24 protein-coding genes are annotated in these 25951 nt (G+C 72.2%); 10 read left to right on the top strand and 14 right to left on the bottom strand.

Going from position 1 to position 25951, the window contains the following annotated elements:
• Window positions 1–144: 144 nt before the first annotated feature.
• On the top strand, window positions 145–2340 hold the full coding sequence (locus QQM67_RS11415; RefSeq protein WP_399066216.1) for an N-acetylmuramoyl-L-alanine amidase: 2196 nt from the start codon (window positions 145–147) through the stop codon (window positions 2338–2340).
• 134 nt (window positions 2341–2474) lie between these two features.
• Here QQM67_RS11415 and QQM67_RS11410 read toward each other — a convergent pair whose 3' ends face one another.
• A complete protein-coding gene (locus QQM67_RS11410; protein WP_314173581.1) occupies window positions 2475–2972 on the bottom strand; it encodes a hypothetical protein in 498 nt (165 codons plus the stop codon).
• 237 nt (window positions 2973–3209) lie between these two features.
• On the opposite strand from QQM67_RS11410, the gene QQM67_RS11405 reads away from it, so the two are divergent.
• Window positions 3210–5522: a HelD family protein gene (locus tag QQM67_RS11405; protein ID WP_314173580.1), complete on the top strand. Its 2313-nt coding sequence runs from the start codon at window positions 3210–3212 to the stop codon at window positions 5520–5522.
• A gap of 47 nt (window positions 5523–5569) precedes the next feature.
• Here QQM67_RS11405 and QQM67_RS11400 read toward each other — a convergent pair whose 3' ends face one another.
• The 6 genes from QQM67_RS11400 to QQM67_RS11375 form a co-directional block, all read right to left on the bottom strand.
• A complete protein-coding gene (locus tag QQM67_RS11400; protein WP_314173579.1) occupies window positions 5570–5800 on the bottom strand; it encodes a DUF397 domain-containing protein in 231 nt (76 codons plus the stop codon).
• A gap of 124 nt (window positions 5801–5924) precedes the next feature.
• Window positions 5925–6440, bottom strand: coding sequence for a VOC family protein (locus QQM67_RS11395; protein WP_314173578.1), 516 nt, complete (start codon window positions 6438–6440; stop codon window positions 5925–5927).
• Window positions 6441–6543: 103 nt separating this feature from the next.
• Window positions 6544–7263, bottom strand: coding sequence for an alpha/beta fold hydrolase (locus QQM67_RS11390; RefSeq protein WP_314173577.1), 720 nt, complete (start codon window positions 7261–7263; stop codon window positions 6544–6546).
• Between the two features lie 10 nt (window positions 7264–7273).
• On the bottom strand, window positions 7274–8722 hold the full coding sequence (locus QQM67_RS11385) for an amino acid permease (protein ID WP_314173576.1): 1449 nt from the start codon (window positions 8720–8722) through the stop codon (window positions 7274–7276).
• Window positions 8723–8878: 156 nt separating this feature from the next.
• Window positions 8879–10555, bottom strand: coding sequence for a phytoene desaturase family protein (locus tag QQM67_RS11380; protein ID WP_314173575.1), 1677 nt, complete (start codon window positions 10553–10555; stop codon window positions 8879–8881).
• A gap of 37 nt (window positions 10556–10592) precedes the next feature.
• Entirely contained in the window at window positions 10593–11357 is a 765-nt protein-coding gene (locus QQM67_RS11375) for an MgtC/SapB family protein (RefSeq protein ID WP_314173574.1), read from the bottom strand.
• A gap of 580 nt (window positions 11358–11937) precedes the next feature.
• Here QQM67_RS11375 and QQM67_RS11370 point away from each other — a divergent pair.
• The 3 genes from QQM67_RS11370 to QQM67_RS11360 all read left to right on the top strand — a co-directional run bounded on the left by QQM67_RS11370 (window position 11938) and on the right by QQM67_RS11360 (window position 15600).
• Complete coding sequence (locus tag QQM67_RS11370; protein WP_314173573.1) at window positions 11938–12894, top strand: hypothetical protein; 957 nt, start codon at window positions 11938–11940, stop codon at window positions 12892–12894.
• Window positions 12895–13107: 213 nt separating this feature from the next.
• Window positions 13108–14559 (top strand): amino acid permease, encoded by a 1452-nt coding sequence (locus QQM67_RS11365; RefSeq protein ID WP_314173777.1) that lies wholly within the window; start codon window positions 13108–13110, stop codon window positions 14557–14559.
• A gap of 99 nt (window positions 14560–14658) precedes the next feature.
• A complete protein-coding gene (locus QQM67_RS11360) occupies window positions 14659–15600 on the top strand; it encodes a GNAT family N-acetyltransferase (RefSeq protein ID WP_314173572.1) in 942 nt (313 codons plus the stop codon).
• On the opposite strand, the gene QQM67_RS11355 is transcribed toward QQM67_RS11360, so the two are convergent.
• Window positions 15578–15745 carry a hypothetical protein gene (locus QQM67_RS11355; protein WP_314173571.1) on the bottom strand — a complete coding sequence of 56 codons (168 nt, stop codon included), beginning with the start codon at window positions 15743–15745 and terminating at the stop codon, window positions 15578–15580. The genes QQM67_RS11360 and QQM67_RS11355 overlap by 23 nt on opposite strands.
• 137 nt (window positions 15746–15882) lie before the next feature.
• Between QQM67_RS11355 and dhaK the strand changes: the two genes are divergently transcribed.
• The 3 genes from dhaK to dhaM all read left to right on the top strand — a co-directional run bounded on the left by dhaK (window position 15883) and on the right by dhaM (window position 18002).
• Entirely contained in the window at window positions 15883–16875 is a 993-nt protein-coding gene (dhaK, locus tag QQM67_RS11350; protein ID WP_314173570.1) for a dihydroxyacetone kinase subunit DhaK, read from the top strand.
• A 79-nt stretch (window positions 16876–16954) separates the two neighbouring features.
• Window positions 16955–17587, top strand: coding sequence for a dihydroxyacetone kinase subunit DhaL (gene dhaL / locus QQM67_RS11345; protein WP_314173569.1), 633 nt, complete (start codon window positions 16955–16957; stop codon window positions 17585–17587).
• Window positions 17580–18002, top strand: a complete 423-nt coding sequence (gene dhaM / locus QQM67_RS11340; protein WP_314173568.1) for a dihydroxyacetone kinase phosphoryl donor subunit DhaM — start codon at window positions 17580–17582, stop codon at window positions 18000–18002. The genes dhaL and dhaM overlap by 8 nt, the downstream gene beginning before the upstream one ends.
• A 114-nt stretch (window positions 18003–18116) precedes the next feature.
• Here dhaM and QQM67_RS11335 read toward each other — a convergent pair whose 3' ends face one another.
• From QQM67_RS11335 to QQM67_RS11320, 4 genes are all read right to left on the bottom strand, one after another.
• Complete coding sequence (locus tag QQM67_RS11335) at window positions 18117–18851, bottom strand: DUF309 domain-containing protein (RefSeq protein ID WP_314173567.1); 735 nt, start codon at window positions 18849–18851, stop codon at window positions 18117–18119.
• A gap of 41 nt (window positions 18852–18892) precedes the next feature.
• Window positions 18893–20131 carry an NAD(P)/FAD-dependent oxidoreductase gene (locus tag QQM67_RS11330; RefSeq protein ID WP_314173566.1) on the bottom strand — a complete coding sequence of 413 codons (1239 nt, stop codon included), beginning with the start codon at window positions 20129–20131 and terminating at the stop codon, window positions 18893–18895.
• A 99-nt stretch (window positions 20132–20230) separates the two neighbouring features.
• The gene (gene tal / locus QQM67_RS11325) at window positions 20231–21355 is read right to left on the bottom strand and encodes a transaldolase (RefSeq protein WP_314173565.1); all 1125 of its coding nucleotides are present in this window, start codon (window positions 21353–21355) and stop codon (window positions 20231–20233) included.
• A gap of 105 nt (window positions 21356–21460) precedes the next feature.
• Window positions 21461–21943: an NUDIX hydrolase gene (locus QQM67_RS11320; protein WP_314173564.1), complete on the bottom strand. Its 483-nt coding sequence runs from the start codon at window positions 21941–21943 to the stop codon at window positions 21461–21463.
• Window positions 21944–22160: 217 nt separating this feature from the next.
• Here QQM67_RS11320 and QQM67_RS11315 point away from each other — a divergent pair, with 217 nt between their 5' ends.
• Window positions 22161–23225, top strand: coding sequence for an O-antigen ligase family protein (locus QQM67_RS11315; RefSeq protein WP_314173563.1), 1065 nt, complete (start codon window positions 22161–22163; stop codon window positions 23223–23225).
• Here the strand turns inward: QQM67_RS11315 and QQM67_RS11310 are convergent.
• Window positions 23218–23754: a hypothetical protein gene (locus QQM67_RS11310; RefSeq protein WP_314173562.1), complete on the bottom strand. Its 537-nt coding sequence runs from the start codon at window positions 23752–23754 to the stop codon at window positions 23218–23220. The two genes, QQM67_RS11315 and QQM67_RS11310, sit on opposite strands and share 8 nt — an antisense overlap.
• A gap of 95 nt (window positions 23755–23849) precedes the next feature.
• Window positions 23850–24680 (bottom strand): glutamate racemase, encoded by an 831-nt coding sequence (locus tag QQM67_RS11305; protein WP_314173561.1) that lies wholly within the window; start codon window positions 24678–24680, stop codon window positions 23850–23852.
• 108 nt (window positions 24681–24788) lie between these two features.
• Between QQM67_RS11305 and QQM67_RS11300 the strand changes: the two genes are divergently transcribed.
• Complete coding sequence (locus QQM67_RS11300) at window positions 24789–25922, top strand: glycosyltransferase (protein ID WP_314173560.1); 1134 nt, start codon at window positions 24789–24791, stop codon at window positions 25920–25922.
• The last annotated feature ends 29 nt before the right edge of the window (window positions 25923–25951 follow it).

Below are 25951 nucleotides of genomic sequence, written 5' to 3'. Positions count from 1 at the left end.
CCTTTCGGGGGCCCTGCCGCCGTCACCTGCGGGGCGTCACCGGTCTGGACAGGTGGCGCCCCCTGCCTGTCGCGGCGCACTTCGGCACGTCCTCAACACACCACGCTGACGTGCGACTTCTCCTCGCCGTACGGTCATTGACGGATGGTCGGGCAACCGATACCTCTGAGGCCTGCTCGCACCCGTATGCGACGAGCCCAGACCGAGGAGGCCGCATTGCCTGGATCATCTGGATCTTCTGGTTCGGTTCACGATGCTCTCGACCCGCTCAGACGCCTCGCACGGCGGGCGTTCGCACAGGACGGCCCGGGAGGCCGCCGCTCCCGCGCGCTGCGGGCCGCGGGCACCGGCGTCGCCGCGACGGCGCTGCTGCTTCCGCTGGTCTCCGCCAGTCCGTACGCGACGGCGGAGCAGCGGGGCACCTCACGGCTCCAGCAGCAGTTCGCCGACGCCGCGCAGGAGTACGGGGTGCCGGAGAGCGTGCTGCTCGGGGTCTCCTATCTCCAGTCCCGCTGGGACGGGCATGACGGCGCCCCCAGCGTCACCGGCGGCTACGGACCGATGCACCTGACCGACGCCGCCACGGCGCTCGCCCGGCCCGCCGCCGCCCGGCACGCGCACAGCCCCGGCACGGCAGGCGAGGAGGACGCCCGCGGCGACACGGCACGCGCCGTCCGCACCACCCACGCCGCCACGACGGGCCCCGGCGCACGCAAGCCGGACACCCGCCGTCTGCCCGCCCGGCTGCGCACCGCGGAGCGAGCGGCGAAGCTGACGGGTCTGAGCGGTACGGCGCTGCGCGAGTCAGCGGCAGCGAACCTGCGCGGCGGAGCGGCGCTGCTGGCGGCGGCGCAGAAGAAGCTGGGCCGTCCGCTCAGCTCCGACCCCGCCGACTGGTACGGCGCGGTGGCGGCGTTTCCGGCCACGTCCGACCGCAGCTCGGCGACGGCGTTCGCGAACGACGTCTTCGACGTGATGCGGTCGGGCGAGCAGCGCACCACGGACTCCGGGCAGCGGGTGCGGCTCGCGGCCGAGCCCGGTCTGCGTGCGGACACCTCGCAGACGGACGGCGCCGGGCTGACGGACCTGCGCTCCTCCGCGAAGGGTTCGCAGGAGAAGCCCGAGTGCCCGCGCAGCGTGTCGTGCGAGTGGCTGCCCGCGCCGTACGAGGAGTACACGGACGACGACGGCAATCCGACCTACGGCAACCACGACAAGGCGCGCCGGCCCGAGTCCGCCTCGATCGACTACATCGTCGTGCACGACACCGAGGGCAGCTGGGACACCGTGATGGACCTGATCCAGGACCCGACATACGTGTCCTGGAACTACTCGCTGCGCTCCTCCGACGGCCACATCGCCCAGCACGTACGGGCCAAGGACGCGGCCTGGCACGCCGGGAACTGGTACGTCAACGCCAAGTCGCTGGGCCTGGAGCACGAGGGTTTCCTCGCCGAGCCCGACGCGTGGTACACGGAGGCGATGTACCGCTCGTCGGCACGCCTGGTGCGGTACCTGGCCGGCAAGTACGACATCCCGCTGGACCGCCAGCACATCCTCGGCCACGACAACGTTCCGGGTGTGACCACCGCCAACATCCCCGGCATGCACACCGATCCGGGCCCGTACTTCGACTGGCGGCACTACTTCGACCTCCTCGGAAAGCCGTTCGGGCAGGGCTCGTCGGCGAAGAGCAGGCTGCTGACGATCCGGCCCGACTACGACAAGAACCGGCCGACCTACACCAAGTGCGACGACTCGGACGACCCCTGCCCTGAGCACGGCTCCGGGGCCGTGCGGCTGCACACCGCGCCCGACGCGGACTCCGAACTCGTCACCGACGAGGGCCTGCACCCGGACGGCGGGAAGTCCACGACAGGCGTCAACGACACGGGCGCCCGGGCGAGTACGGGCCAGCAGTACGCCGTCGCCGGCCGCAAGGGCGAGTGGACCGCGATCTGGTACCTCGGGAAGAAGGCCTGGTTCCACAACCCGAAGGGGCAGCCCACCGCGGTTCCTTCCCGCGGCAAGCTGGTCGTCCCCAAGGACGGCAAGGACGAGGTCGCCGTCTACGGCCGCGCCTACCCCGAGAAGGACGCCTACCCCGAGGGCGTCCCGGCGCAGGAACTCTCGCCGCTGCCATACAAGATCAAGGCGGGGCAGGCGTACGCGGCCGGGCTGAAGACGAAGGGCGAGTACCTCTACGCCAAGGAATTCGACCCGAAGGCGGAGAAGTTCAAGGTAGTGCGCGGTGATCTCACGTACTACCAGGTCCAGTTGGGGCACCGCGTCGCCTTCGTCAAGGCGGACGACGTGCGGGTGACCGACTCCGCCCCGTAAGGCGGCCGGGCCGCGGCGCATACGAGGGGCCCGGCGCCCCGGACGGCACTCAGATGTGACGTCCGGTGGTGCCGGGCCCTTCGCGCGTACGGGGCTCGATACCTCGGCTGTGCCTCAGCGGCGCCGCGGCGCGGTCACTGCTGGAACATCTCGGCGGGCAGCGGCTTGAGCAGCGCGTAGAGGTCGTTGGTGATGGGCCGGTCCCAGCTGGCGATGGTGACGAGCACGCCGTCACTCCGGTCGAACTGGACGCAGGAGATGCGCTCTTCGGAGCACTTGACGCGGCGCACGATCAGCAGGTTGTCCTCGTGCATCACGGGGTCGTCCTCGACGCCCGTGACCTCGACCGCCTCGTCGTTCTCCAGCGCCGCCATCAGCTGCGCCACTTCGAAGGGCACCTGCTTGCCGGAGACCTCGCGGGCCGGGGAGCCCTCCGGCAGATTCCCGATGATCATCGCGGGGCCGCGGCCGCCGAAGAGGTCGTAGCGCAGGAAGACGCCCTGGCACGTCCCGTCCGGCGCGGGCAGCAGGCCGGCACCGAGGTTGCCCGGCCAGTCGGTCGGGTCCATGGCCAGGACGTCGAAGTCCGGACCTGCTGGAACGGACGCGCTGCGACGGCGGAGGAACGACATGCGGACATGGTACGTCCCGCGACGCACGTCTCCTCCGGTGCACCTCAGCATGGTCACGGTCCCATCACCGCAGGCGGAGCGGGGGCACTTCACACGGCGTGGAAGCAGGCACGGCCCAGCGGCGGAGAGTCACGGCGGATGCGGAACGGGCGGCGGGGCTCCGGAGCTGCTAAGCTCGACGGTTTGTAACGGTCAACTCCCGCGCACACCAATCCTGTTGAGGAGTTTAGCAGCCATATGGACGAGCGTCAACCGGAAGCTGTTTTCGCCTCGGTGCTGGAGGCGGAGCAGGCCTACGTGGACGGACTGTACGCACGGCTCGACGACGAACGCACGGCGACCGCGGCCGCCCTGGCCGAGGTGCACGCCCGGGGCGCCGACGGGGGCACCCGGCAGGCCACGACCGAACGCGAGGCGCTCTCCTCCGAGTACGCGCGGCGGCTGGCGCAGCTCGACTCGGTCGACAGCGGGCTGTGCTTCGGCAGGATCGACACCACCGCCTCCGACAGCCACTACATCGGGCGGATCGGGCTGCGCAGCGAGAGGCGCGATCCGCTCCTCGTCGACTGGCGAGCCCCGGCCGCCGCGCCCTTCTACACGGCCACCCCGGCGGCCCCGGCCGGCCTCGTCCGTCGCCGCCGTCTGCACACCGCGGGGCGCTCGGTGACAGGTGTCGACGACGAGGTCCTCGACCCCGCCGCTCTCGGCGCGGACCCCGCGCACACGCCCGCAGGGGGCGGCCTCGTCGGCGAGGCGGCGCTGCTCGCGGCCGTGCGGCAGGCCCGTACCGGACGCATGACCGACGTCGTCGCCACGATCCAGGCGGAGCAGGACCGGGTCATCCGCTCGCCGCTCGCCGGAGTTCTCGTCGTGCAGGGCGGGCCGGGCACCGGCAAGACCGTCGCCGCCCTCCACCGGGCGGCCTATCTGCTCTACACGCACCGGCAGACCCTCGCCCGCCGGGGCGTGCTCGTCATCGGTCCCAACGCCGTGTTCCTGCGCTACATCGGCGAAGTCCTGCCCTCGCTCGGCGAGTCCGACGTCGTCCTCACCTCCCTCGGCGGTCTCTTCCCCGGCGTGCAGACGAGCGCCGAGGACGCCCCCGGCGCCGCCGTCGTGAAGGGCGATCCGCGGATGGCCGCGGTGCTCGCCGATGCGGTGCGGCTCCAACAGTCCGTCCCCGAGGGGGACTTGACGGTGCGGCTGGAGGACGCCGACGAGAGCGTGAGGGTGCCGCACGCGGTGTGCGTACGGGCGCTGCGCCGCGCGCAGGGACTGGGCGCCCCGCACAACATGGCACGGAAGCGCTTCGTCACCGACCTGCTGGACGCTCTCGTACGGGCGCGCGCCGACCTGACGGGGCGGCCGCTGGACGAGGAGGAGTCTCGCCACGGTCCCGGGGAGCTGTGGCGGCAGCGTTCGGTGCGGCGGGCCGTCGACGGGCTCTGGCCGCCGCTGAGCCCGCAGACTCTGGTGGACCGGCTGCTGTCCGACGCCGCCCTGCTGCGCTCCGCCGCCGGCGGACGGCTCGGCGCCCAGGAGCGGGCGGCACTGCTGCGCGAGCCGCGGGCCCCGTGGACCGTCGGCGACGTGCCGCTCCTCGACGAGGCGGCCGTGCTGCTCGGAGAGGACGACTCGGCGCGCAGGGCCGCCGAGCGGGCCGCACGCGCGGAGCGCGGCGAGGAGGAGCGCTATGCGCGGGGGGTGCTTCAGATCCTCGGACTCGACGGCTCCGGCCTGGTCGACGCGGCGCAGCTCGCCGGAGCGCACAGCGGCGGCGAAGCGGTGCGTACGACGGCCGAGCGTGCGGCGGCCGACCCGAACTGGGCGTACGGGCACGTCATCGTCGACGAGGCACAGGAGTTGTCCGCGATGGCCTGGCGGATGGTGATGCGCAGGGCGCCCGCACGCTCGATGACGCTGGTCGGCGATGTGGCGCAGACGGGCAGTCCCGCCGGGGCGCGCTCGTGGGCCGCGATGCTCGACCCGTACGTGGCGGGGCGCTGGCGTGAGGAGCGGCTCACGGTCAACTACCGCACGCCGGCGGAGGTGATGGAGCTGGCGGGGAGCGTGCTCCGTGCCGTCGCCCCCGGGATGGAGCCGCCGGAGTCCGTGCGTGAGGAGGGGGGACCTCCGCGAGCCGTGCGCGCTCCCGCCGGCGCTCGCTCCCTGTGGATTCGCACCGCGGAGACGGCACGGCGGGAGCTGGCGGAGCTGACGGCCGCCGGTGGCGGCAGACTCGCCGTCATCGCTCCGGACGGCGCGCTGCCCGCGCTCGCGGCCGCCCTGCCCGAAGCCGTCCGGGGCGGCGGGCCGGAGGTGCTGGACGCAGCCGTGGCCCTGCTGAGCGTGGCCGAGGCCAAGGGGCTGGAGTTCGACCGTGTGGTGCTGGCGGACCCGGCGGGCGTCCTCGCACAGTCACCGAAGGGAGGTCACGGCCTGTATGTCGCCCTGACCCGGGCCACGCGGCGTCTGACGGTGGTGTACGAGGGTGAACTGCCCGAGCCGCTGCGGCAGTTGGAGCCCGCCGGGGCCGACTCCGCCGGATGAGGCCCAACGGGGCCCAGATGCATCCCAGCTGAGGTCCCGGACGGGTCTCAGGTCAGGTCGAAGCGTCCGTTGCGCGCACCGAGCACGAACGCGTTCCACTCCCCCGGCGAGAAGATGACCGCGGGGATCTCCGGTGTCCGGCCGTTGCGCATCGCGATGTAGCCCTCCACGAAGGCGATCTCCACACCGCCCATCTCCTGGGTGCCCGACTGCCAGCGGGCGTTGGTGAGATCGAGGTCCGGCCTCTCCGCGGTGCTGGTGGTGGTGCGCTCGGCCACGTGCACTCCTTCTGTCTCTCTTCGGAAGGGAGTTCAGCCTAACGACCTGTGGCGGGCACCGGACAGTGCTCGACCGGGGTGGATTGCGCCCGGCGCCGGGGTACGGCGCCGGACGCCCCCGCGCTCAGACGATCTTGTTGCCGTTGAAGACCCCGAGGCGCTCGCGGTACAGCTCCACGGGCACGCCGTTGGGGTCGCGCAGATACAGGCTCTCCTCGACGCCTCGGTCGGGTCCGGCGTACTCGATGCCCGCCTCGTCGAGGGCGCTGCGCGCGGCCGAGTGCGCCTCGCTGCCCATCGACAGGGCGACGTGCTGCACTCCGCCGACGGTCTCGGCGAACGGCGGGTGGTCGTGGCCGGGGAAGTCGAAGAAGCCGAGCAGGTTGCCGTTGCCGATGTCGAAGAAGAAGTGCGTCGAGCCCCGGTAGTCGCGGTTCTCCACCAGCTCGACGAGGGGGAAGCCGAGCAGCTCCTGGTAGAAGCGGATGGTCTCCTCCACGTCCCGGCAGATGAACGCCACATGATGGAGACCTCTGGCCGCGGTCGCGGGCCGGTCGGGAACACGGGTCAGATAGCGGGACCGCAACGTCTCCCGCCTGGTGCGCAGTTCCTCCAATGCCGTCCCCTCGGGCTCAGCCATCTCGGACCTTCCTCCAGAAGTGCTTTGCTGTTCAACAATCACTCTAGAGGTGCGCGGTCCCGTGCGGCGAGCCGCCGCCGTCGTGTTCAGGGTCCGGGCGGCGTCACCGTGCCGGCGCGTCCCCGGCCAGGAACGTCTGCACGGCCGCGGCGAACTCCTTGGGCCGCTGCTCGTGCACCATGTGACCGCCGTCCTCGACGGTGACGAACGTGCCGTGCTGGACGCGCTCCGCGACAGCGGCCATGTCCTCCTGCGGAAGATGGCTGCCGGGTCCGCCGCCGACGACGAGCGTGGGCGCGTCGATGTCGCTCAGCCGCCGCCACCAGCGCGGATCGGGCTCGTTGCGCTGCCGGTTCCACTGCCGCCTGACCTCGAAGTCGAACTGCGGCTGCGACGGCGGCGGTTCGGGGATCTCGCGGGGAGGGTCGAGCGGCGTCAGCGCGACGGTCTCCTCCAGCACGAGCCGCTCGACCCGCGCGGGGTGCGCTCCCGCGAACACCCCGGCGACGGCCGAGCCGAAGGAGTGGCCGACGAGGATCACGCGTCCCAGGCCGAGTTCGTCCAGGAAGCACCGCAGATCCTCGCTGAGCGCGTCCAGTCCGTACTCCCCCGGCCAGTCGCTGCGGCCGTGTCCGCGCAGGTCCGGCGCGAACAGCGGGTGGGCGGCGGCGAGTTGGGCGATGAGCGGCCCGCGCCAGTCCTCGCCGTCCTCGCCCAGGCAGTGCAGCAGGACGACGGGCGTGCCGTCCGCGTTCTCCGTTCCCCAGCTGCGGTAGGCGATGCGGATCCCGTTCGCCCGGACCGTACGGACTTCGTCACTCATACGGGCGACGCTACTTCACGTCCTTCCCGTCCTTCCCGTACCCCGGCTGCTGACGGGCGAGTTCGGAGCGGCGGTAGGAGTAGCCGAAGTAGATGGCCAGACCGATCACCAGCCACACGCCGAAGCGGATCCACGTCTCCACGGTCAGGAAGGTGGTGAGCCAGACGGAGGCGGCCACCCCGAGACCCGGCACCCACGGCATCCACGGGGTGCGGAACGTACGGGGCAGGTCCGGGCGCCGGTAGCGCAGCACGATCACCGCGACGCACACCACCACGAAGGCCAGCAGGATGCCGATGTTGGTGAGCTCGGCGGCCTCCTCGATGGGCAGGAAACCGGCGATCACCGCGGAGGCGACGCCCACGATCCAGGTGACGCGGGTGGGCACGTGCCGCGTGGCGTGGGTCTTCGCGAACCACTTGGGCAGCAGGCCGTCGCGGCTCATGGAGAACCAGACGCGGGTGACGCCCAGCATGAAGGTGAACATCACGGTGAGGATGCCGATGATGGCGCCGACGGCGATGATGTCGGCGATGCCCGAGAGGCCCACGGACTTGAAGGCGGTGGAGAAGCCGCTCTCCTTGTCGATGTGCTTGAAGTTCTGCATCCCCGTCAGCACGAGGCAGGCCAGCACGTACAGCACCATCGAGATCGCCAGCGAGTAGATGATCGCCTTGGGCATGTGGCGCTGGGAGTCCTTCGACTCCTCGGCCGCGGTGCTCATCGCGTCGTATCCGAAGACCGCGAAGAAGACCGTGGCCGCGCCGGTGAAGGCCCCCGAGACGCCGAAGGGGAAGAACGGCTCGTAGTTCGCGCTGTTGACGTGGAAGAACCCCACCGCGATGACCAGCAGGACGACCAGCACCTTCAGCCCCACCACGACGGTCTCGAAGCGGGCGGCGCTCTTGATGCCGCGGGTGAGCAGATAGGCGATCAGCAGGCACAGCAGCGCCGCGAAGAGGTCGACGCGGTGGCCGTCGCCGGTGCCTGGCGCGCCCAGCATCCAGGCGGGCAGCTGCGCCCCCGCCTCCTGGACGAGGAAGGAGAAGTAGCCGGAGATGCCGATCGCGACGACGGCGACGATCGCGGTGTACTCCAGCAGCAGGTCCCAGCCGATGAACCAGCCGCCGAGTTCGCCGAGCACGGCGTAGCCGTAGGTGTAGGCGGAGCCGGCCTTCGGGATGAGCCCCGCGAACTCGGCGTAGGAGAGCGCGGCGGCGGCGCTCGCGACGCCGGCGATGAGGAAGGAGACGAGCACGGCCGGGCCGGCCGTGCCGTTGGCCACGGTGCCCGCCAGTGTGAAGATGCCCGCGCCGATGATGCCGCCGACGCCGATGGCGGTCAGCTGCCACAGGCTCAGCACCCGGGAGAGCTGTTCCCCCGAGGCCCCTTCGGCCTCCGCGATGTGCTCGATGGGTTTACGTCGCAGTACGCCTTGTGCACTCCAGAGACCGTTCATCGAGGACCTCCTCAGCTGACGGTGCCGACGCCGGCGACGCGCTCGGCGACGCGGTCATCATGGCGCGCACTCGTCGGCCGCGAAAGCACCCGTGCGGCCCACCCGTACGGACCGCCGCCGGATCGGGAGGGTGCGGGCCGGGAGAGTCCTCCGGGCTCACCGCGCCGGGGCCGCGCCCCGTCCCTCCTCCGCCTCCAGCACGGCCATCGCCGCGTTGTGCCCTCCGATGCCGCTGACGCCGCCGCCGCGTACCGAACCGGCCCCGCACAGCAGGACGTTGGGGTGTGCGGTGGTCACGCCCCAGCGCCCGCCGTCCTCGTCGGCGGCCCACGGGAAGGACAGGTCGCCGTGGAAGATGTGACCGCCGGGAAGGCGCAGTTCGCCTTCGAGGTCCAGCGGGGTCTTGGCCTCGATGCACGGCCTGCCGTCGGCGTCGAGGGCGAGGCAGTCGCGGACGGGCTCCGCGAGATGCCGGTCGAGCTCTTCGAGGGTGCGTGCCAGGGCCTGCTCGCGCAGCGCGTCCCGCTCGGCGCCGCTCGCGGCGTCGAAGCAGCCGGCGGGGGTGAGCAGCCCGAAGAGGGTGAGCGTCTGGCAGCCCTGCGCGGCGAGTTCCGGGCCGAGGATCGTGGGATCGGTGAGGGAGTGGCAGTACAGCTCGGACGGCGGCACGCGGGGCAGGTCTCCCGCCGCGGCCTGCCGGTGCGCCTCGGCCAACTGCTCGTATCCCTCGGCCACATGGAAGGTGCCGGCGAAGGCCTCCCGCGCGTCCACGGAGGGGTCGCCGAGGCGGGGAAGGCGGCGCAGCAGCATGTTGACCTTCAGCTGCGACCCGGAGGCCGGACGCGCACCCGCGCCGGTGCCGGTCCCCTCGCCGAGCATCTCCGACAGCGCCTGCGGCGAGGCGTTCACCAGGACTCTGCGTGCCGCCGCCGTGCCCTCGCCGTCCGCGGTGCGGTAGTGGACCTCGGCGGTGGTGCCGTCGGTGTCGATGCGGTGCACGGTGTGGCCCGTACGGATCTGGGCGCCGGCGGCGCGGGCGGCGTCGGCGAGGGCGTCGGTGAGCGCCCCCATGCCGCCGACGGGCACGTCCCAGTCGCCGGTGCCGCCGCCGATGACGTGGTAGAGGAAGCACCGGTTCTGCAGCAGGGTCGCGTCGTGCGCGTGGCTGAACGTGCCGATCAGGCCGTCGGTGAGAACCACGCCGCGTACCAGGTCGTCGGCGAAGTACTCCTCCACGGTCTCGCCGAGCGGCCGCTCGAACAGCGCCTCCCACGCGGCGTCGTCGCCGACGCGGGCCTTCAACTCCGCACGCGTCGGCAGCGGTTCGGTGAGAGTGGGGAAGACGCGCTGGGCGACGCGCTGCGTCATCCCGTAGAAGCGCTCCCAGGCCTCGAACTCCCGGTCCCCTCCGGTGAGCCGGGCGAAGGACTCGCGCGTGCGTGACGTGCCGTCGCCGACGAAGAGCCCGGTGACCCGCCCGTCGCGCACGGCCGGCGTGTAGGAGGAGACGCCGCGCTTGCGTACGGCGAAGCGCACGCCGAGATCGTCGATGATCCGCTGCGGAAGCAGGCTCACGAGATACGAGTAGCGCGAGAGCCGGGCGTCGACGCCCGCGAAGGTCTGCTCTGAGACGGCGGCTCCGCCCGTGCGGCCGAGGCGTTCCAGAACCAGGACGCGCTGTCCCGCGCGCGCGAGGTACGCGGCGGCGACGAGGCCGTTGTGGCCGCCGCCGACGATCACGGCGTCGTGAGCGCCGGCGGGACGCGAGGAGTCAGAGGGGTCGGAGGATTCAGCGGGGACAGAGCCGTGAGGGGTGCGGGAGGCGGCAGGCATGCCTCTTCGTAGCATGTCCCCGCCGCCCCGCACAGGTTCACTCGTCCTGATCGGGATCGAGTGAGACGTCCATCCCGAGCACTCCGGCGACGTGGAACATCTCCGAGGCCAGCTGCCGCACGTCCCCCGTGCCTTCGAGGCGCAGCAGCACCCGCGCGGTGTCCTCCACGCCTCCGCGCTCCGCTTCCGCGGGCTCCGCTCCCGGGCGCGGCACCCGGTCGACCCGGACGGCGAGGATGTGGAACCCCCGGCTGGTGCACATCTCCATCAGCTGCGGCAGGAGGGCCGCCCCGGTGCGGTAGCGCAGCCGGATCGCGGACTCGGTGGACGTGGGCCCCGCCGAGAACCGGGCGGCGAAGGACGAGTAGCCGCGGATGACCACGAAGTAGAGGGCGGTGGTCACGGCGGCCAGCACTCCGAGCCCGCCCCCGCAGGCCATGCCCACGGCGCAGGTGAGCCAGACGGTCGCTGCGGTGGTCAGGCCGCGCACGGCGTCGCGCCGTACGAAGATCAGGCCGCCGCCGATGAAGCCGATACCGGCGATGATCTGCGAGGCGACCCTGGAGGGGTCGAACGAGACGTCCTGCGTGCCCAGCACGCTGCTGAACCCGAACTGGGAGATCTGCATCATCAGGGCGCTGGCCATGCCGACCAGCGCGTGCGTGCGCAGCCCGGCGCTCTTCTGCTTCGAGCCGCGTTCCCAGCCGATCAGCGTGGAGAGCACCAGGGCGAGGCCCAACTGACCGAGCTGGGACCAGCCCTGATGGTTGTGCACGTCCCACAGCGGAGCCGCCAGTTCCATCGCACGCGCCTCCTCTCGCTCCGGTACGCCGGAGCCGGAAACTACCAGTAATCCACACCTTTCCGACTCTCCCGACACAGGAGGGTTCCGGCCACGGCGGCACGTCCGCTCCCGCGCTCTTCGGTTCCCGCTCTCGCGTTCCCGACTCCCGCGAGAATCAATGCAGTTCGCCATTCAACGTATTGGATTCCGCAGCCGTCTTCTTCGAACGCCCCTTCCACGGGCGCTACTTGAGGATCACTCGCGGCCGACTCCGGGCTGTGACCGGACGTGTGTACGGACACCCGCGGCGGTTCAACTCGGGACCCGGGCCGGCGCCCAACGCAAATGCCGCCGGGGGCAGCTGACATATGCTCAGCACATACCCCGCCCGGAGCGCACACGGGCAAAGCGGGGGCGGAACGGGCAGAAAAAGGCACCGCGGGGCCGGGGCGATGGGAATAGTGGTTCCGGTCGGTCATGACGCTGAGTAGGGTGTGCGTTGCTGCCGGGCACCGGACACGTTCCGGGTGAATTCGGGTTGCCCGAATTGTGCACATAGGCGCAGCATCCGCAGAGAGTGCAGATTCGGCAGGAGAGCATGACCGCTGGCTTTTTCGAGGGGCAGTACGTGTGGCACCCGGCGGCCGACGACCGCCAGCTGGCACGCGCATGCGTGGACGTGCGGGCGGGCCGCTACCTCAGCGCACACGAGGTGCTGAAGGACGCCCGCCGCGACTCCGGGCTGCGCGCGCACCGTTCACTCGTGCTCGCCTCCGAGGCCTGCGACTCCGACCTCGCCGAACGCTGGCTCGCGGAGGAGCCGAGCAAGGAGGCCGCGCTGCTGTGGGCGCGGGTCTCCTCGCTGCGCGCGCTGCGTGCGGCGGACGCGGGCGACCGGCACGCCGCCGATCTCGGCCGCATCGCCTTCGCCGCCTGCCAGCGGGCGGCGCTGATGGCTCCGAGGGACCCGACACCCTGGGTCACCCAGCTCTCCCTCGCCCGGCTGCAACGCCCGCGGGACCCGGCGCCGCAGGGTCTGCTGACCTCGCCGCCCGGCCCCTGGTCCCTCTTCTCGCACATCCTCCGGCTCGACCCCTGGCACCGGGAGGCCCATCACCGGCTCCTGTCCTTCTTCTTCGCCCGGTACGGCGGCTCGGCCAACGCCGCGTGGGACGTGGCCGCGTTCCTCGGCCAACGCGCCCCGACGTCCTCCGCGTTGCGGCTGCTGCCCCTGGTCGCCCTGATCGAGGAGCACGACCCGTCCTCGCTCCTGGCCGACCGCACATGGGAGCAACCGCAGTGGAAGGCAACGGCGTTGGGGGCATACCAGCACTGGCTGCCCGAGGTCGCCGAGTACGAGTTCACTCCCGTACTGGACCTGGCGTACCTGGCGCACGCGCTGATCATGGCGCACTGCGAGTTCGAAGCACGTCCCGTCTTCGCCGCCATGGGCCCCTATGCCTCGCGGATGCCGTGGAGCGCCCTGGGTGACCCCGAGGAGCAGCTCAGCAAGGCCCGCCTGGCATGCGGGCTTCCCGTGCCGGGCTCGCGCTGAGGGTGGCCCGTACCGCTGCGCGCGGGGCGCCGGCCGAAGGGTGGCCGGCTCCCGGCTGAACGCGGCGCGCGTCCCGTGCTCATGGCGGCGAAGCTTTCCAACTGTCCACACGAGAAAGGCCCGACCGTGTCCGACTCCTCTTTTGCAGGACGTACGAGAATCAGGCAGCGAGAAGCGCCTGTCGCCCTGGACGATGATGCCACGCTGCACGCGATGGGATATCCGCGAAAACTCACGCGCAGGTTCCGCGCGTTCGACAATTTCGCGATCTCCTTCACCATCATCAACATCATCTCCGGGATCTTCTCGTCGTTCGGCTTCGGGATGAATGCGGGCGGTCCCCTGATTCTGATATTCGGGTGGATCGGCGTCTCGGTGATGGTGCTCTTCATCGGCGCCTCGATGGGCGAGATCGCGTCCGCCTATCCCACGAGCGGCGCGCTGTACTTCTCCGCCGGAAAACTCGCCAAGCACAACAAGGGCGCCTGGTCCTGGTACACGGGCTGGCTCAACTTCGTCGGCCAGGTCGGAGGCACCGCCGCGACGGGTTACGCCGCGGCCACTTTCATCCAGGCGTTCATCGCGATGCAGTGGCCTTCCTATGACGTGACGGGCCAGCACACGGTGGTCATCACCGCGGTGATCCTGCTGCTCCAGGGGCTGGCCAACACCTACACGGTGCAGTTGGTGGCCCTGCTGAACCGCATCTCGGTGTGGTGGCTGCTGATCGGCATGGTGGTAATCGTCACCGCACTGACGGTGATGCCCGAGCAGCACCAGTCCGCGTCCTTTGTGACGCACTTCGCCAACAACACCGGTTTCACCAACGCCCTTTACGGCGGCATGCTCGGCCTGCTCGTCACCAGCTGGACCTTTACCGGCTTCGACGGCAGTTTCCACATGTCCGAAGAGACCGTTCAGGCCACGGTGAACGCGCCGCGTGGCATCATGCGTGCGATCGGTTACTCCGCGATCACGGGTCTGATCCTCATGCTGGCGCTGGTGTTCTCGATCCGCGACTACGGCAAGGAGGCCGCCGCGGACGCCCCACCCGTGCAGATTCTCGTCGACGCGCTTGGCATGGGCACAGCCAAACTTCTCCTGCTCATCGTGATCGGCGCGATGCTCTTTTGCGGTCTGGCGAACATGACCAGCAACACCCGCCAGATCTTCGCCTTTTCACGGGACGGCGCCATGCCCGGGTCCCGCTGGTGGCATTCGGTCTCCCCGCGTACCCGTACACCCGTGAAGGCCGTCTGGCTCGCCGCCGCCTGCTCGCTGGTTCTGGTCATCCCGGGCTGGTGGTCCGAGACGGCGTTCACGGCCATCGTCAGCGTCAACGTCGTCGGGCTCTTCCTCGCCTACGCGGTGCCCATCTATCTCCGCCTGCGGCTGAGCGACTTCCAGCCCGGCCCGTGGCACCTCGGGCGGTGGGGCAAGCCGATCGGGATCGTCGCGGTGGCGTGGATCCTCGTCAGCAACGTGCTGTTCATGCTTCCGCACGCCTCGCCGATCACCGTGACGACGTTCAACTACGCGCCGATCGCACTGGCCATCGTGCTCATCATCGCCACGGTGTGGTGGTTCGCCACCGCCCGCAGGCGATTCCAGGGCCCCGTCAGCTACGGCCGCCCCGACGAAGTGGCGGCCATGGACCTGATCTGACGCACCCGAGGCGGGCCGGCCGCCGCCGGCCGGCCCGCCGGGCCGACACCATCCACGGAACCGTTCAGGGACCGTTCACGGAAAGGACGGACACAAGGCATGGAACCTCTCGGCGACGACGCCCCGCATCAGCCCCCGCCGGCGGGGTCCCCCGCGGCACCATCCGCCGCGACCGCCGCGCGGGACGGCGCGGGCGCGGGCGAACTCGGCGTCGCCCCCGCCTCGTTGGAGGAGTGGCTCCAGGTCGAGGAGTGGGCGGCCGAGGAGCAGTGGAACCCGGGCCTGGGCGACACGGGCTGCTTCCATCCCACCGATCCCGGCGGCTTCTTCCTGGGACGCCGCGACGGCACACCCGTCTCCGCCGTCTCGGTCGTCAACTACTCCGACGACTTCGCCTTCCTCGGCTACTACCTGGTCCGCCCGGAGGTGCGGGGCACGGGGCTCGGCATGGCCACCTGGAACGCGGCACTGCCGCACGCCGGCGCCAGGACGGTCGGCCTGGACGCGGTCCTCGCACAGGAGGAGACCTACCGCCGCTCGGGCTTCGCCGCCGCCTACGGCACGGGCCGCTACGGCGGGCGCCCCGCCTCCCCCGGCTCCCCGTCCCCCTCCGTCGTACCCGTGACGGAGGAGCACTTCGAGGCGCTCGCCGCATACGACGAGCAGTGCTTCCCCGCCTCCCGCAGGGGCTTCCTGCGCCGCTGGCTCGCCGCGCCCGGACACCGTGCGCACGTCTTCCTGCGCGACGGGGAACCCGCCGGCTACGGCGTGATCCGGCAGGCCAGGGACGGTCACCGCATCGGCCCCCTCTTCGCCGACGGCCCCGAGGCGGCCGAAGCCCTCTTCGACACGCTCACCGCCCACCTCAGCCCGGACGACGAGGTCCATGTCGACATCCCCAAGAACCATGAAGCGGCCGTCTCCCTCGCCACGAGCCGCGGCCTCACGCTCGGCTTCGAGAGCGTACGCATGTACAAGGGCACGCCCCCTGTCCTGCGGGCCGAGCGGGTCTTCGGCGTCACGAGCCTCGAACTCGGCTGACGCCTGCGCGGTTCCGGGCGAAACCCGCCGCGAAGGCCGCGCGGGTCTCGGCGCGGGCGGCGGCGTGCGGCAGGCTGTAGGCGTGCAGCCGGACCGGGTCCCGCTCCGTGTCGCCGAGGGTCTGCTGACGGGCGGTCAGGGACACCTCGCGGCTCGGCGGGAACCCTCGCGCCGAGCCCGTACCGCACGGCCGGTACGGCGCCGCCTCTCACCCGCGATCTCGGTTCTGACCTGTAGTAATACTGGCCAGAGGGACAGTGCTACGCTCACTCGGAGGTATCAATGAAGATGCTGATCAATGTGCCGGAAACCGTCGTCGCGGACGCGTTGCGAGGTATCGCCGCGGCGCATCCCGAGCTGACGGTGGACGTGGAGAACCGCGTCGTGGTGCGCCGTGACGCTCCCGTGGCCGGCAAGGTGGGCCTGGTCTCCGGCGGCGGCTCCGGCCACGAACCCCTGCACGGCGGCTTCGTCGGCCGCGGAATGCTCGACGCCGCCTGTCCCGGCGCCATCTTCACCTCCCCCGTGCCCGACCAGATGACCCGGGCCGCCGCGGCGGTGGACAGCGGAAACGGCGTCCTGTTCGTGGTGAAGAACTACACCGGCGACGTGCTCAACTTCGACATGGCCGCCGAGCTGGCGGAGGACGAGGGCATCCAGGTCGGCAAGGTCCTCGTGCAGGACGACGTCGCCGTCACCGACAGCGAGTTCACGGCCGGCCGCCGCGGCACCGGCGGGACGCTCTTCGTCGAGAAGATCGCCGGAGCACTCGCCGAGGAGGGTGCCCCGCTGGAGCGGGTCGAGGCGATCGCGCGTCAGGTCGCGGACTCCTCCCGGAGCTTCGGCGTGGCGCTCGGGGCCTGCACGACGCCCTCGAAGGGCAGCCCCACCTTCGACCTTCCCGCCGGGGAGCTGGAGCTGGGCATCGGCATCCACGGCGAGTCGGGCCGCGAGCGGCGCCCGATGATGACCTCCGGAGAGATCGCCGACTTCGCGGTCGACGCCGTCGTGACCGACCTGGAGCCCGACGGTCCCGTGCTGCTGCTCGTCAACGGCATGGGCGCCACACCCCTGATCGAGCTGTACGGCTTCTGCGCCGAGGTGCAGCGCGTCCTGGACGAGCGCCGCGTGCCGGTCGCCCGTACCCTCGTCGGCAACTACGTCACCTCGCTGGACATGGCCGGAGCTTCGGTGACACTGTGCCGGGCCGATGAGGAGATGCTGCGGCTGTGGGACGCACCGGCGAGCACACCGGCGCTTCGCTGGGGTTGCTGAAGATGAGTCATGAGCACCGGGCCGAGCTGGGCCCGCCGTTCCGGGAACGGCTCTCGGCCCTTGTGAAAAGGGAGTTGTCTTGACCGACCTGACCGATGAGCTGGACGCCGGTACCGTCTTCCGCTGGCTCACCACCGCAGCCGCCTCCGTCGAGCGCGAGGCGGACCTGCTCACCGAGCTCGACTCGGCCATCGGGGACGCGGATCACGGCAGCAACCTTCAGCGGGGATTCGCCGCCGTCGTGACGGCTCTGGGCAAGGAGTCGCCGTCGGCCCCGGGTGCCGTACTGATCCTCGCCGGGCGGCAGTTGGTCTCCAGCGTCGGCGGTGCGTCCGGCCCGCTGTACGGGACGCTGCTGCGCCGTACGGGCAAGGCCCTGGGCGACGCGGAGCAGGTGACGGGCAGCCAGCTGGCGGAGGCGATGCGCATCGGCGTCGACGCCGTGGCGCAGCTCGGCGGTGCGGCCCTGGGAGACAAGACGATGCTGGACGCGCTCTATCCGGGAGTCGAGGCGCTCGCGGCGGGCGGGCCGCATCCGTACGGCGCGGCACGCACCGCGGCCGACGAGGGTGCGCTGGCCACCGTGCCGATGCGGGCGCGCAAGGGCCGGGCGAGCTACCTCGGCGAGAGAAGCGTGGGGCACAAGGACCCCGGGGCGACGTCCTCCGCGCTGCTCTTCACTGCCCTGGCTGCGGCGGTCGCCGATGAGTGAGCAGCAGGACACTCCTCCGAAAGTCGGGATCGTTCTGGTCTCGCACAGCAAGGAGGTCGCCGACTCCGTGGCCCGTCTCGCCGTCGGGCTCGCCGCCGGGCGGGACAGCGCTCCCGTGGAGGGGGCGGGCGGCGGGCCGGACGGCGGCCTGGGCACCAGTGCGGAACTCATCAGCTCCGCCGCGCACAAGGTCGACTCGGGGGCGGGCGTGGCCATCCTCGTCGACCTCGGCAGCGCCGTGCTGACGGTGAAGGTGCTGCTGGCCGAGGGTGACGAACTGCCCGAGAACGCGCAGCTGGTGGACGCCCCGCTCGTCGAGGGGGCGATCGCCGCCGTGGTCGCTTCGGCGGGCGGCGCGGATCTGGCGGAGGTCGCGGCGGCGGCCGAGGAGGCATACCACTTCCGGAAGGTGTGAGGCAGGCCGCGGCTCCCGCCGCCACGGGCGCGGCCGCCTCGCATGTGCCGTCTCGCATGCGGTCGTCGGACGCGGGCCGACTCGGCGCTCGGCCCTCTCACATGCGGCTCCGCCTCAGGTATCTCCGCGGAGCCTGGGAGCGGCCGGTGCCTCCGCCCCGGACGCCGCCGCCCCTGCCGCGTCCGCCGCCTGCACCGCATCCTCCGCACTGCGGGCCGTCGTACGCGCCCAGTCCGCGAGCCCGCCGACGTCGATGCCGTGCGGCGGGCTGCTCCGGAACGGCTCGACGCCATCGGCACCGCGCAGCAGCAGACGTGCTCCGCCCTTGGTGTTGCCGCGTGCGAGATGGGTGATCCCGACGGCGAGCTGCGCGAGGCCCTTCCACAGCGGCGCCTCCGCCTCCGGTGCGCTTTTCCACGCGTCCTCCAGCACCTCGTGTGCGTGGAAGGGCATGCCGTCGTCGAGGAGCCGCTGCGCCTCCTCCAGCGTGCGGCCGGGAGTTCGCACCACGCCCTCGGGCTGCCGGGCGACGCCCTGCTGCCCGTACGGAAGCGGCCTGCCCAGCCCGTCGCGGGGACGTGCGTTGCGGGCTTTCCCCTCCGGGTCGCGGTCGCGCGAGCGGGACCGCGCACCGGTGCCGGAGCCGGCGCCGCCGCGAGCAGGGCCGGGAGCAGGGCCGGGAGCGGCGTCAGAAGCGGGGGCGGGGACCGTACGGGCGGTCTGCGGATCGTGGCCGCAGAACTCGCAGTCCGCGCGGGAGGGGTCCTCGCGGACGCGGCCGCACTCCTCGCACACCTGGTTGAGCCAGCACGCCGGTTCCCCGCCCTGCTGCTCGTGCTCGTACCGCACCTGGCCCCCTCGCTCTCTCTCGCCGTACGCCGGCGCCGCCGTCACCCTTCAGCGAAGACCTCGGTGAGGGGCACGCCGACGTCACCGAGTTTCGCCGCATCGACCGGCAGACCGGAAGTCACCAGGGTCCGCACCGGGCCGGTGACGTCCCAGACGTTGACGTTCATCCCCGCCAGTACCCGGCGCTCGGTCAGCCAGAACGCGATGAACTCGCGGTCCGCGGTGCTTCCCCGGAAGACGACCTGGTCGTATCCGCCGCGCCCCACATGGCCCGTGTACTCCATGCCCAGGTCGTACTGGTCGGTGAAGAAGTAGGGGAGCCTGTCGTACGCCGCTTCCTCGCCGAGCATCGAACGGGCCGCCACGGCGGGCTGGTTGAGGGCGTTCGCCCAGTGCTCGACCCGGATGTGCCTGCCCAGCAGCGGGTGGAACGCGCTGGCGACGTCGCCCGCGGCCCAGATGTCCGGATGCGACGTGCGCAGTGCGGCGTCGACCTTGACCCCGTCGTCGACCTCGAGACCGGCGTCGGCGGCGAGCGAGGTGTTGGGCGTGATGCCTACGCCGACGACGACGGCGTCGGCCTCGATCCGCTCGCCGCCGTGCAGCAGCACGCCGCTCACGCGGCCGTGCTCACCGGTGATCTCCGTGACGTGCGTGCCGCAGCGCAGATCCACGCCGTGCGCGGTGTGCAGGTCGGCGAAGACCTGCGCCGCCTCGCGGCCCAGCACCCCGAGCAGCGGCAGCTCCCCGGCCTCCAGCAGCGTCACCTGCGCGCCCGCCGTGCGCGCGGCGGCCGTCGTCTCCAGGCCGATCCAGCCGCCGCCGATGACGACGACCCGCGAGGCGTTGCGGAACTCCTCCTTGAGGCTGTCGCTGTCGGCGAGGCGCCGCAGATAGTGCACGCCGCCGAGGTCCTCGCCCGGCACCGGAAGCCGGCGCGGCGAGGAGCCGGTGGCGAGCAGCAGCTTCGAGTACGGCACGGAGTCGCCGTCCGCGAGCGTCACCATGTGGCCGTCCGGGTCGATGCCGCTGACGGCGGTGCCGAGGCGCAGCTCGACGCCGTTCTCCTCGTACCAGCCGCGCGGGTGGACGTAGACGTCCTCGCGCACCGACGTGCTCAACAGGTACCCCTTCGACAGCGGGGGACGTTCGTACGGGCGCTCCTCCTCGTCGCCGACGAGGACGACGCCGCCGTCGAAGCCCCGTTCCCGCAGCGCCTCCGCGGCCTTGGCTCCGGCAAGTCCTGCACCGGCGATCACGACGGGTGAGTTCGCGGCCATCTTCTGCTCCTCGGCTGGGAATCGGCGGGACCGGCCCGACGCCGCAGATCCTCTCACCGTGCCCGGGCGGCGCCGCCGAGACATCCCGGGCCGCGGAGGTCAGCCGGGCCGCTTCTTGGAAGCGGCGCCGCGGAGCTCCTTCTCCAGCGTCCCGTACAGGTCGCTCCAGGAGTCCGCGAACTTCGTGACGCCCTCGTCCTCGAGGGTCGTCACCACATCGTGGTACGAGACGCCTGCCACGTCGAGGTCGTCCAGGATCTGCTGCGACTCGGCGTACGTGCCGCGGACGGTGTCGCCCGTGATCTCACCGTGGTCCTCGACCGCGCGGAGAGTCGCCTCGGGCATGGTGTTCACGACGTCGGGCGCGACCAGAGAGACGACGTAACGCGTGTCGTCGAAGGACGGGTCCTTCACACCGGTCGAGGCCCACAGCGGGCGCTGCGGCCGCATCCCCGCGGCCTCGAGCGCCATCCAGCGGTCGCCCGCACGCGCCCGCTCGAAGTGCTCATAGGCGAGGCGGGCGTTGGCCAGGGCAGCGCGGCCGCGCAGCGCCTGCGCCTGTGAACTGCCCATCTTGTCAAGGCGGTTGTCGGTCTCGGTGTCGACGCGGCTGACGAAGAAGGACGCCACGGAGGCGATCGCGGACAGGTCGCGCCCCGCCGCGTGGGCCTCCTCCATGCCCGCCAGGAACGCGTCGATCACCTGGTCGTAGCGGTCGAGGGAGAAGACGAGCGTCACGTTGACGCTGATGCCCTCGGCGAGGGCCGCGCTGATCGCTCCCAGGCCCTCGCGGGTGGCCGGGATCTTCACGAAGAGGTTCGGCCGGTCCACCAGCCACCACAGGGCGCGGGCCTCGGCGAGCGTGGCCTCCGTGTCATGGGCCAGGCGCGGGTCCACCTCGATGGAGACGCGCCCGTCCACGCCATGGCTGGTCTCGTAGACGCCGTGCAGGACGTCGCAGGCCCAGCGCACGTCGTACGCCGTCATCAGACGGGCGGCCTCGGCGACGTCCACTCCCCGCCGGGCGAGGTCGGCCACCTGGGCGTCGTAGTGCGGTCCGTGCCCGATCGCCTTGTCGAAGATCGTCGGATTGCTCGTGATGCCGACGACGCCCTGCTCGCTCACCAGGCGGGCCAGCCCGCCGCTCGCGAGCCGTTCGCGGTTCAGATCGTCGAGCCAGGGCGCCACGCCTTCGGCGGCGAGCCGCTCCAGGGTGTCGTTCATGGTCTTCTCCTCGGGTCGTCTCCCCCCGAGCAGCCCATGCTTCCAACGTAACGCCGCGCGCCCGCACGCCCATGGCCTGCGAGAACTCCGCGGAGCCGGGACGGCTCAGCCGCTCCCGGCCTCCTCGAACAGGGTGGGCCCGTCCCCGGCGGCCAGCTTGATGCGGGCGACGACGCCCTCCGACATGGGCGGCAGCGCATCCAGCCCGAACCAGCCCACGTCGAGCGACTCGTCGTCGTTGACGCGGGCCTCTCCCCCGGTGGCGCGGCAGCGGAAGCAGATGTCCATGAACTGGCAGACGTCGCCGTTGGGGTAGGTGACCGACTCCTCCAACGCCTGCACGAGGACGATGCGTTCGGCGACGCAGACGACCGCCGTCTCCTCCTCCACCTCACGCCGGGCCGCCGCCGCGGGCTGCTCGCCGGGCTCGGGGATGCCGCCGATGATCGACCAGTACCCCGTGTCGGCCCGTCTGCCCAGCAGCACGCGCCCCGCGTCGTCGAACACGACGGCGCTGACCCCCGGCAGATAGAGCAGCTGGTGACCGGCGGTGGCGCGGATGCGGCGGATGAACTCGGGTGTCGCCATGATCCCGAGCCTACGTGCTCCGTGCGGTTCCCTCCTGCGGCGCCCTTCACGGAACGCACATCTCTCCGGTACGACGCATCCACAATCCGGGCCGTACGCACTACCGTTGAGCCGCGAGGTCGCGGCCCGTCCCGTTCCCGGGGAGGCGGAGCGGTACGGGGTGCGCCGGTTTCGGGGGGTCGCAGGAATGACGTCGTCTGTGCTCGGATCATCCGCCGTGCGTGATCGCGAGAGCGGCTCCGCGGATGTCACAGGGGTGCTCGTGCTCGGGGCGTGCGCCGGCTGGGCCCTGATCACCGCGGCCGGCCGGGACGCCCGGCCGGAGGGGCTGCTCCTCGCCGTTCTGGCGGTGGGCGCCGGGTACGCCACCGGGCGCATCGCGGGCTCCCTGCTGCCCGCCGGTGCCGCGGCGGGAGCGGCGGTCGTGGGCGTCTTCCTCGCCTTCTTCGGCCCGTCGTCCTCACGCGTGATGCCGGGCGGCGTCGACTTCGCGGGCCCGGCGGGGCGTTCGGGGGTGACCGCCGCGCTGCTCACGCTCGCGGTGGGCGCGTTCTGCTGTGCGGCGTGGGCGGCCCGTGCTCGCGCCGTGCGGGTCGTCCTGCGGCTGCTGGCGGCCGGGACGGTGGTGTGCGCGCTGCTCGTCGGAACTCCGGTCGGCTTCGCGGCCGCCCTCGGCGTTCTGGTGTGCTCGCTGGTGGCGGGTCCGGTACGGCGGCGGCCGGTCTGGCTCGGGGCCTTCGCGCTGTCGGCCGTGGCCGTCACGGGCGTCGCCGTCGCGGTGGCCCACGACGGGCTGCCGCGCGGGACCTCCGCCGTACTGCACGAGCAACTGACGGACCACCGCGTGGAGTTGTGGCGGGACGCCCTCGCGATCACGGAGGAGCACCCGCTGTTCGGCGCCGGTCCGGACTCGTTCAGGGAGCTGAGCGTCACCGCCCGGGCGGCTGGGACGGCGCGGGCAGCCGTCACCGGGCTGGACACCGGACAGGCCGATCAGGAAGCGCGGGAGGCGGCACCGTCCGACGGCAAGCCGCACTCGGCACCGCTCCAGGTCGCGGCCGAGCAGGGGCTGCCGGGGCTGGCGCTGCTCGCGGCGGCCTTCGGGTGGCTGCTGCTGGCGCTGTGGACCTCGCCGCGCTCGACGCCGGTCGTGCTCACCGCGGGCGCCGCGCTCACGGCACTCGCCGCGCTGGCGGCGATAGGGAACGCGCTGAGCTTCACGCAGGTGACGGTGGGTGCGGGGCTGCTCGCGGGCATCGCCTGTGCGCGGCGGCTCAGCTGAGGCGGGTGCCCCCGGTGAGGTGCCCGCGGATGGCCCGTACCGCGGACTCCGCGTCGTCGACGGTGAAGGTGAAGGTCTCTCCGTCCTCCAGCCGCAGCCGTACGCCCTCGCCGCGCCGTACGACGAGGGCCGTGCCCTTGCCGGGGAGCCATCTGTAGCCCCAGCCGCCCCACTGGAAGGGCGTGACCCCGCGCACCACATCCGCCGCGAGGACCTCGCCGAGCGGAATGCGGCGCCGCGGCACGCCCGCGTGCCCGCAGCGCAGTTCGAGCGCTTCGCTGTCGACCTTCACTCGTACGTGTACGAACGAAAGGGTCCCGAAGAGGCCGAGCAGGCCGGCGGCGAAGCAGCCGACGACGGACATCACGAGCGGTGCGCTGTCCAGCTGCCACGAGGCCCGCGCGGCCAGCACGACGCCCAGCCCCACGAAGGCGGCGCCCAGCGGTGCCAGCAGCCACTGGGTGCGGTTGGTGGCACCGCCGGTCCAGACACCGGCGGGCTCCGGTGGGGCTCCGGGGCGCTCGCTCATGCAGCGCAGATTACGCCCGGCGACCGGTGCCGGGGGCCCGTGCCGATGCCCGTGCCAGTGCGGCTGCCGGTATCCGGCTTCACGGGGTCACGGGGTCACGGGGTCACGGTGGCCCCGGCCAGCAGCCTGCCCTCCGCGTATGTGGCCGCCGCCTCGGGCAGCCGGGCCGTGCGGCCGCCGAGCAGCACGGTCAGCCCGCCGGTCGGGGCGGCACCCGGGTCGGGGCGGGCGCCGATCCTGCGCAGGGCCTGCGCGGCGACCGCGTCGGCGGAGCCGAAGAGCGCGGGCGCTGCCTCGCCGGAGCCTGCCCCGCCGGGACGTGCCTCGCCGGGACGTGCCTCGCCGGCCTCCGCCACCGCGGCGCGGATGCGCTCGCCGACGAGTTCGTAGTGCGTGCAGCCGAGGACGACGGCGCGCGTGCCGCGCGGCGTCAGCGCCGCGGCCGCGCCGACGGCCACGTCGATGGCGTGCTCCTGCGCGGTCTCCACGGCGTCCGCGAGACCGTGGCAGGGCACCTCCGTGAACTGCGCGTCGTGTCCGAAGTCCGCGATGAGACGCCGCTGGTAGGAGCTGCCCGTGGTGGCCGGGGTGGCCCAGACGGCCACCGGACCGCCGCTCTGCGCGGCCGGCTTGACGGCGGGCACGGTCCCGATCACGGGCAGGTCCGGTTCCAGCTCGGCGCGGAGCGCGGACAGCGCGTGCACGGACGCGGTGTTGCAGGCGACGATCAGCGCGTCGGGCGCGTGGGCGCGCGCTGCCTTCGCACAGGCCAGGGCGTGTGCGGTGATGTCGTCGGCGGTGCGGGGCCCCCACGGCATGCTGCCGGGATCGCTGGAGAGGACGAGGTCCGCGTCGGGACGTGCTCTGCGTACTGCCGCAGCCGCTGCGAGAAGGCCGATGCCGGAGTCCACGAACGCGATCTTCACGGCACGCAACTCTAGTCGATGGGCCGTACGGGCCATCCGCCTCGTACCGCCCCACAGCCGGCCCCGGCGTACCGGCTCCGGCGCCCGCCGTGCGGCAGACTCCGTCGGATGAGCGCGCTGACCTGGATCGCCGGGGGATCGCTTGCCGCATGGGTGTGGCTGCTGCTGGGCCAGGCCCGCTTCTGGCGTACGGACATCCGGCTGCCGCCCGGCGAAGTGCCGGAGCGCTGGCCGACGGTGGCGGTCGTCGTGCCCGCGCGGAACGAGGCGGAGGTGCTGCCGCTGAGCCTGCCCGGGCTGCTGGCCCAGGAGTATCCCGGGCGGGCCGAGGTCTTCCTCGTGGACGACGGGTCCACGGACGGCACCGGCGAGCTCGCCGGGCGCCTGGCCAGTGAACTGGGCCCGCGCGGCCTGCCGTTGACGGTCACCTCCCCTGGCGAGCCGGAACCGGGGTGGACGGGAAAGCTGTGGGCGCTACGCCATGGCACGGCTCTCGCGCGGGAACGCACCGGCGCCGCGTTCCTCCTGTTCACGGACGCGGACATCGCCCACGCGCCGGATTCGCTGCGGGACCTGGTGAGCGCCGCGACCGGCGCCCGCCTCGATCTCCTCTCGCAGATGGCACGGCTGCGCGCCGACAGCGCGTGGGAGCGCCTCATCGTGCCCGCCTTCGTGTACTTCTTCGCGCAGCTCTACCCCTTCGGCCGGGTCAACCGCCCGGCGTCCCGCACCGCCGCGGCTGCCGGGGGCTGTGTGCTGCTGCGCACCGAGGCGGCCGAGCGCGCGGGGATTCCGGAGAGCATCCGCGGCGCCGTCATCGACGACGTGACGCTGGCGCGCGCCGTCAAGCGCGCGGGCGGGCGGATCTGGCTGGGGCTCGCGGACGGCGTGGAGAGCGTGCGCCCGTACGAACGGCTTCCGCAGCTGTGGCGGATGGTGGCGCGCAGCGCGTACGCGCAGCTCGGAAACAACCCCCTGGTGCTCCTGGGCACCGTCGCCGGGCTGACGCTGGTGTATCTGGTGCCGCCGCTCACGGCGCTCGCGGGGTCGCCCGTGGGCGCCGCGGCGTGGGCGGCGATGGCGCTGACGTATGTGCCGATGCTGCGCTACTACCGGCAGCCGCCGTGGCGGGCGCTGGCGCTGCCCGTCACGGCGGCCCTGTATCTGCTGATGACGCTGGACTCGGCGGTGCGGCACCACCGGGGGCGCGGCGCCGCCTGGAAGGGCCGCACGTACGCGTGACCCGCGCGTCCGCGCCCCCGAGGGTCACC

This window comes from Streptomyces winkii, from assembly GCF_032248595.1.
GTDB classification, from domain to species: domain Bacteria; phylum Actinomycetota; class Actinomycetes; order Streptomycetales; family Streptomycetaceae; genus Streptomyces; species Streptomyces winkii.
This window is presented reverse-complemented; position numbering and strand designations above follow the sequence as displayed.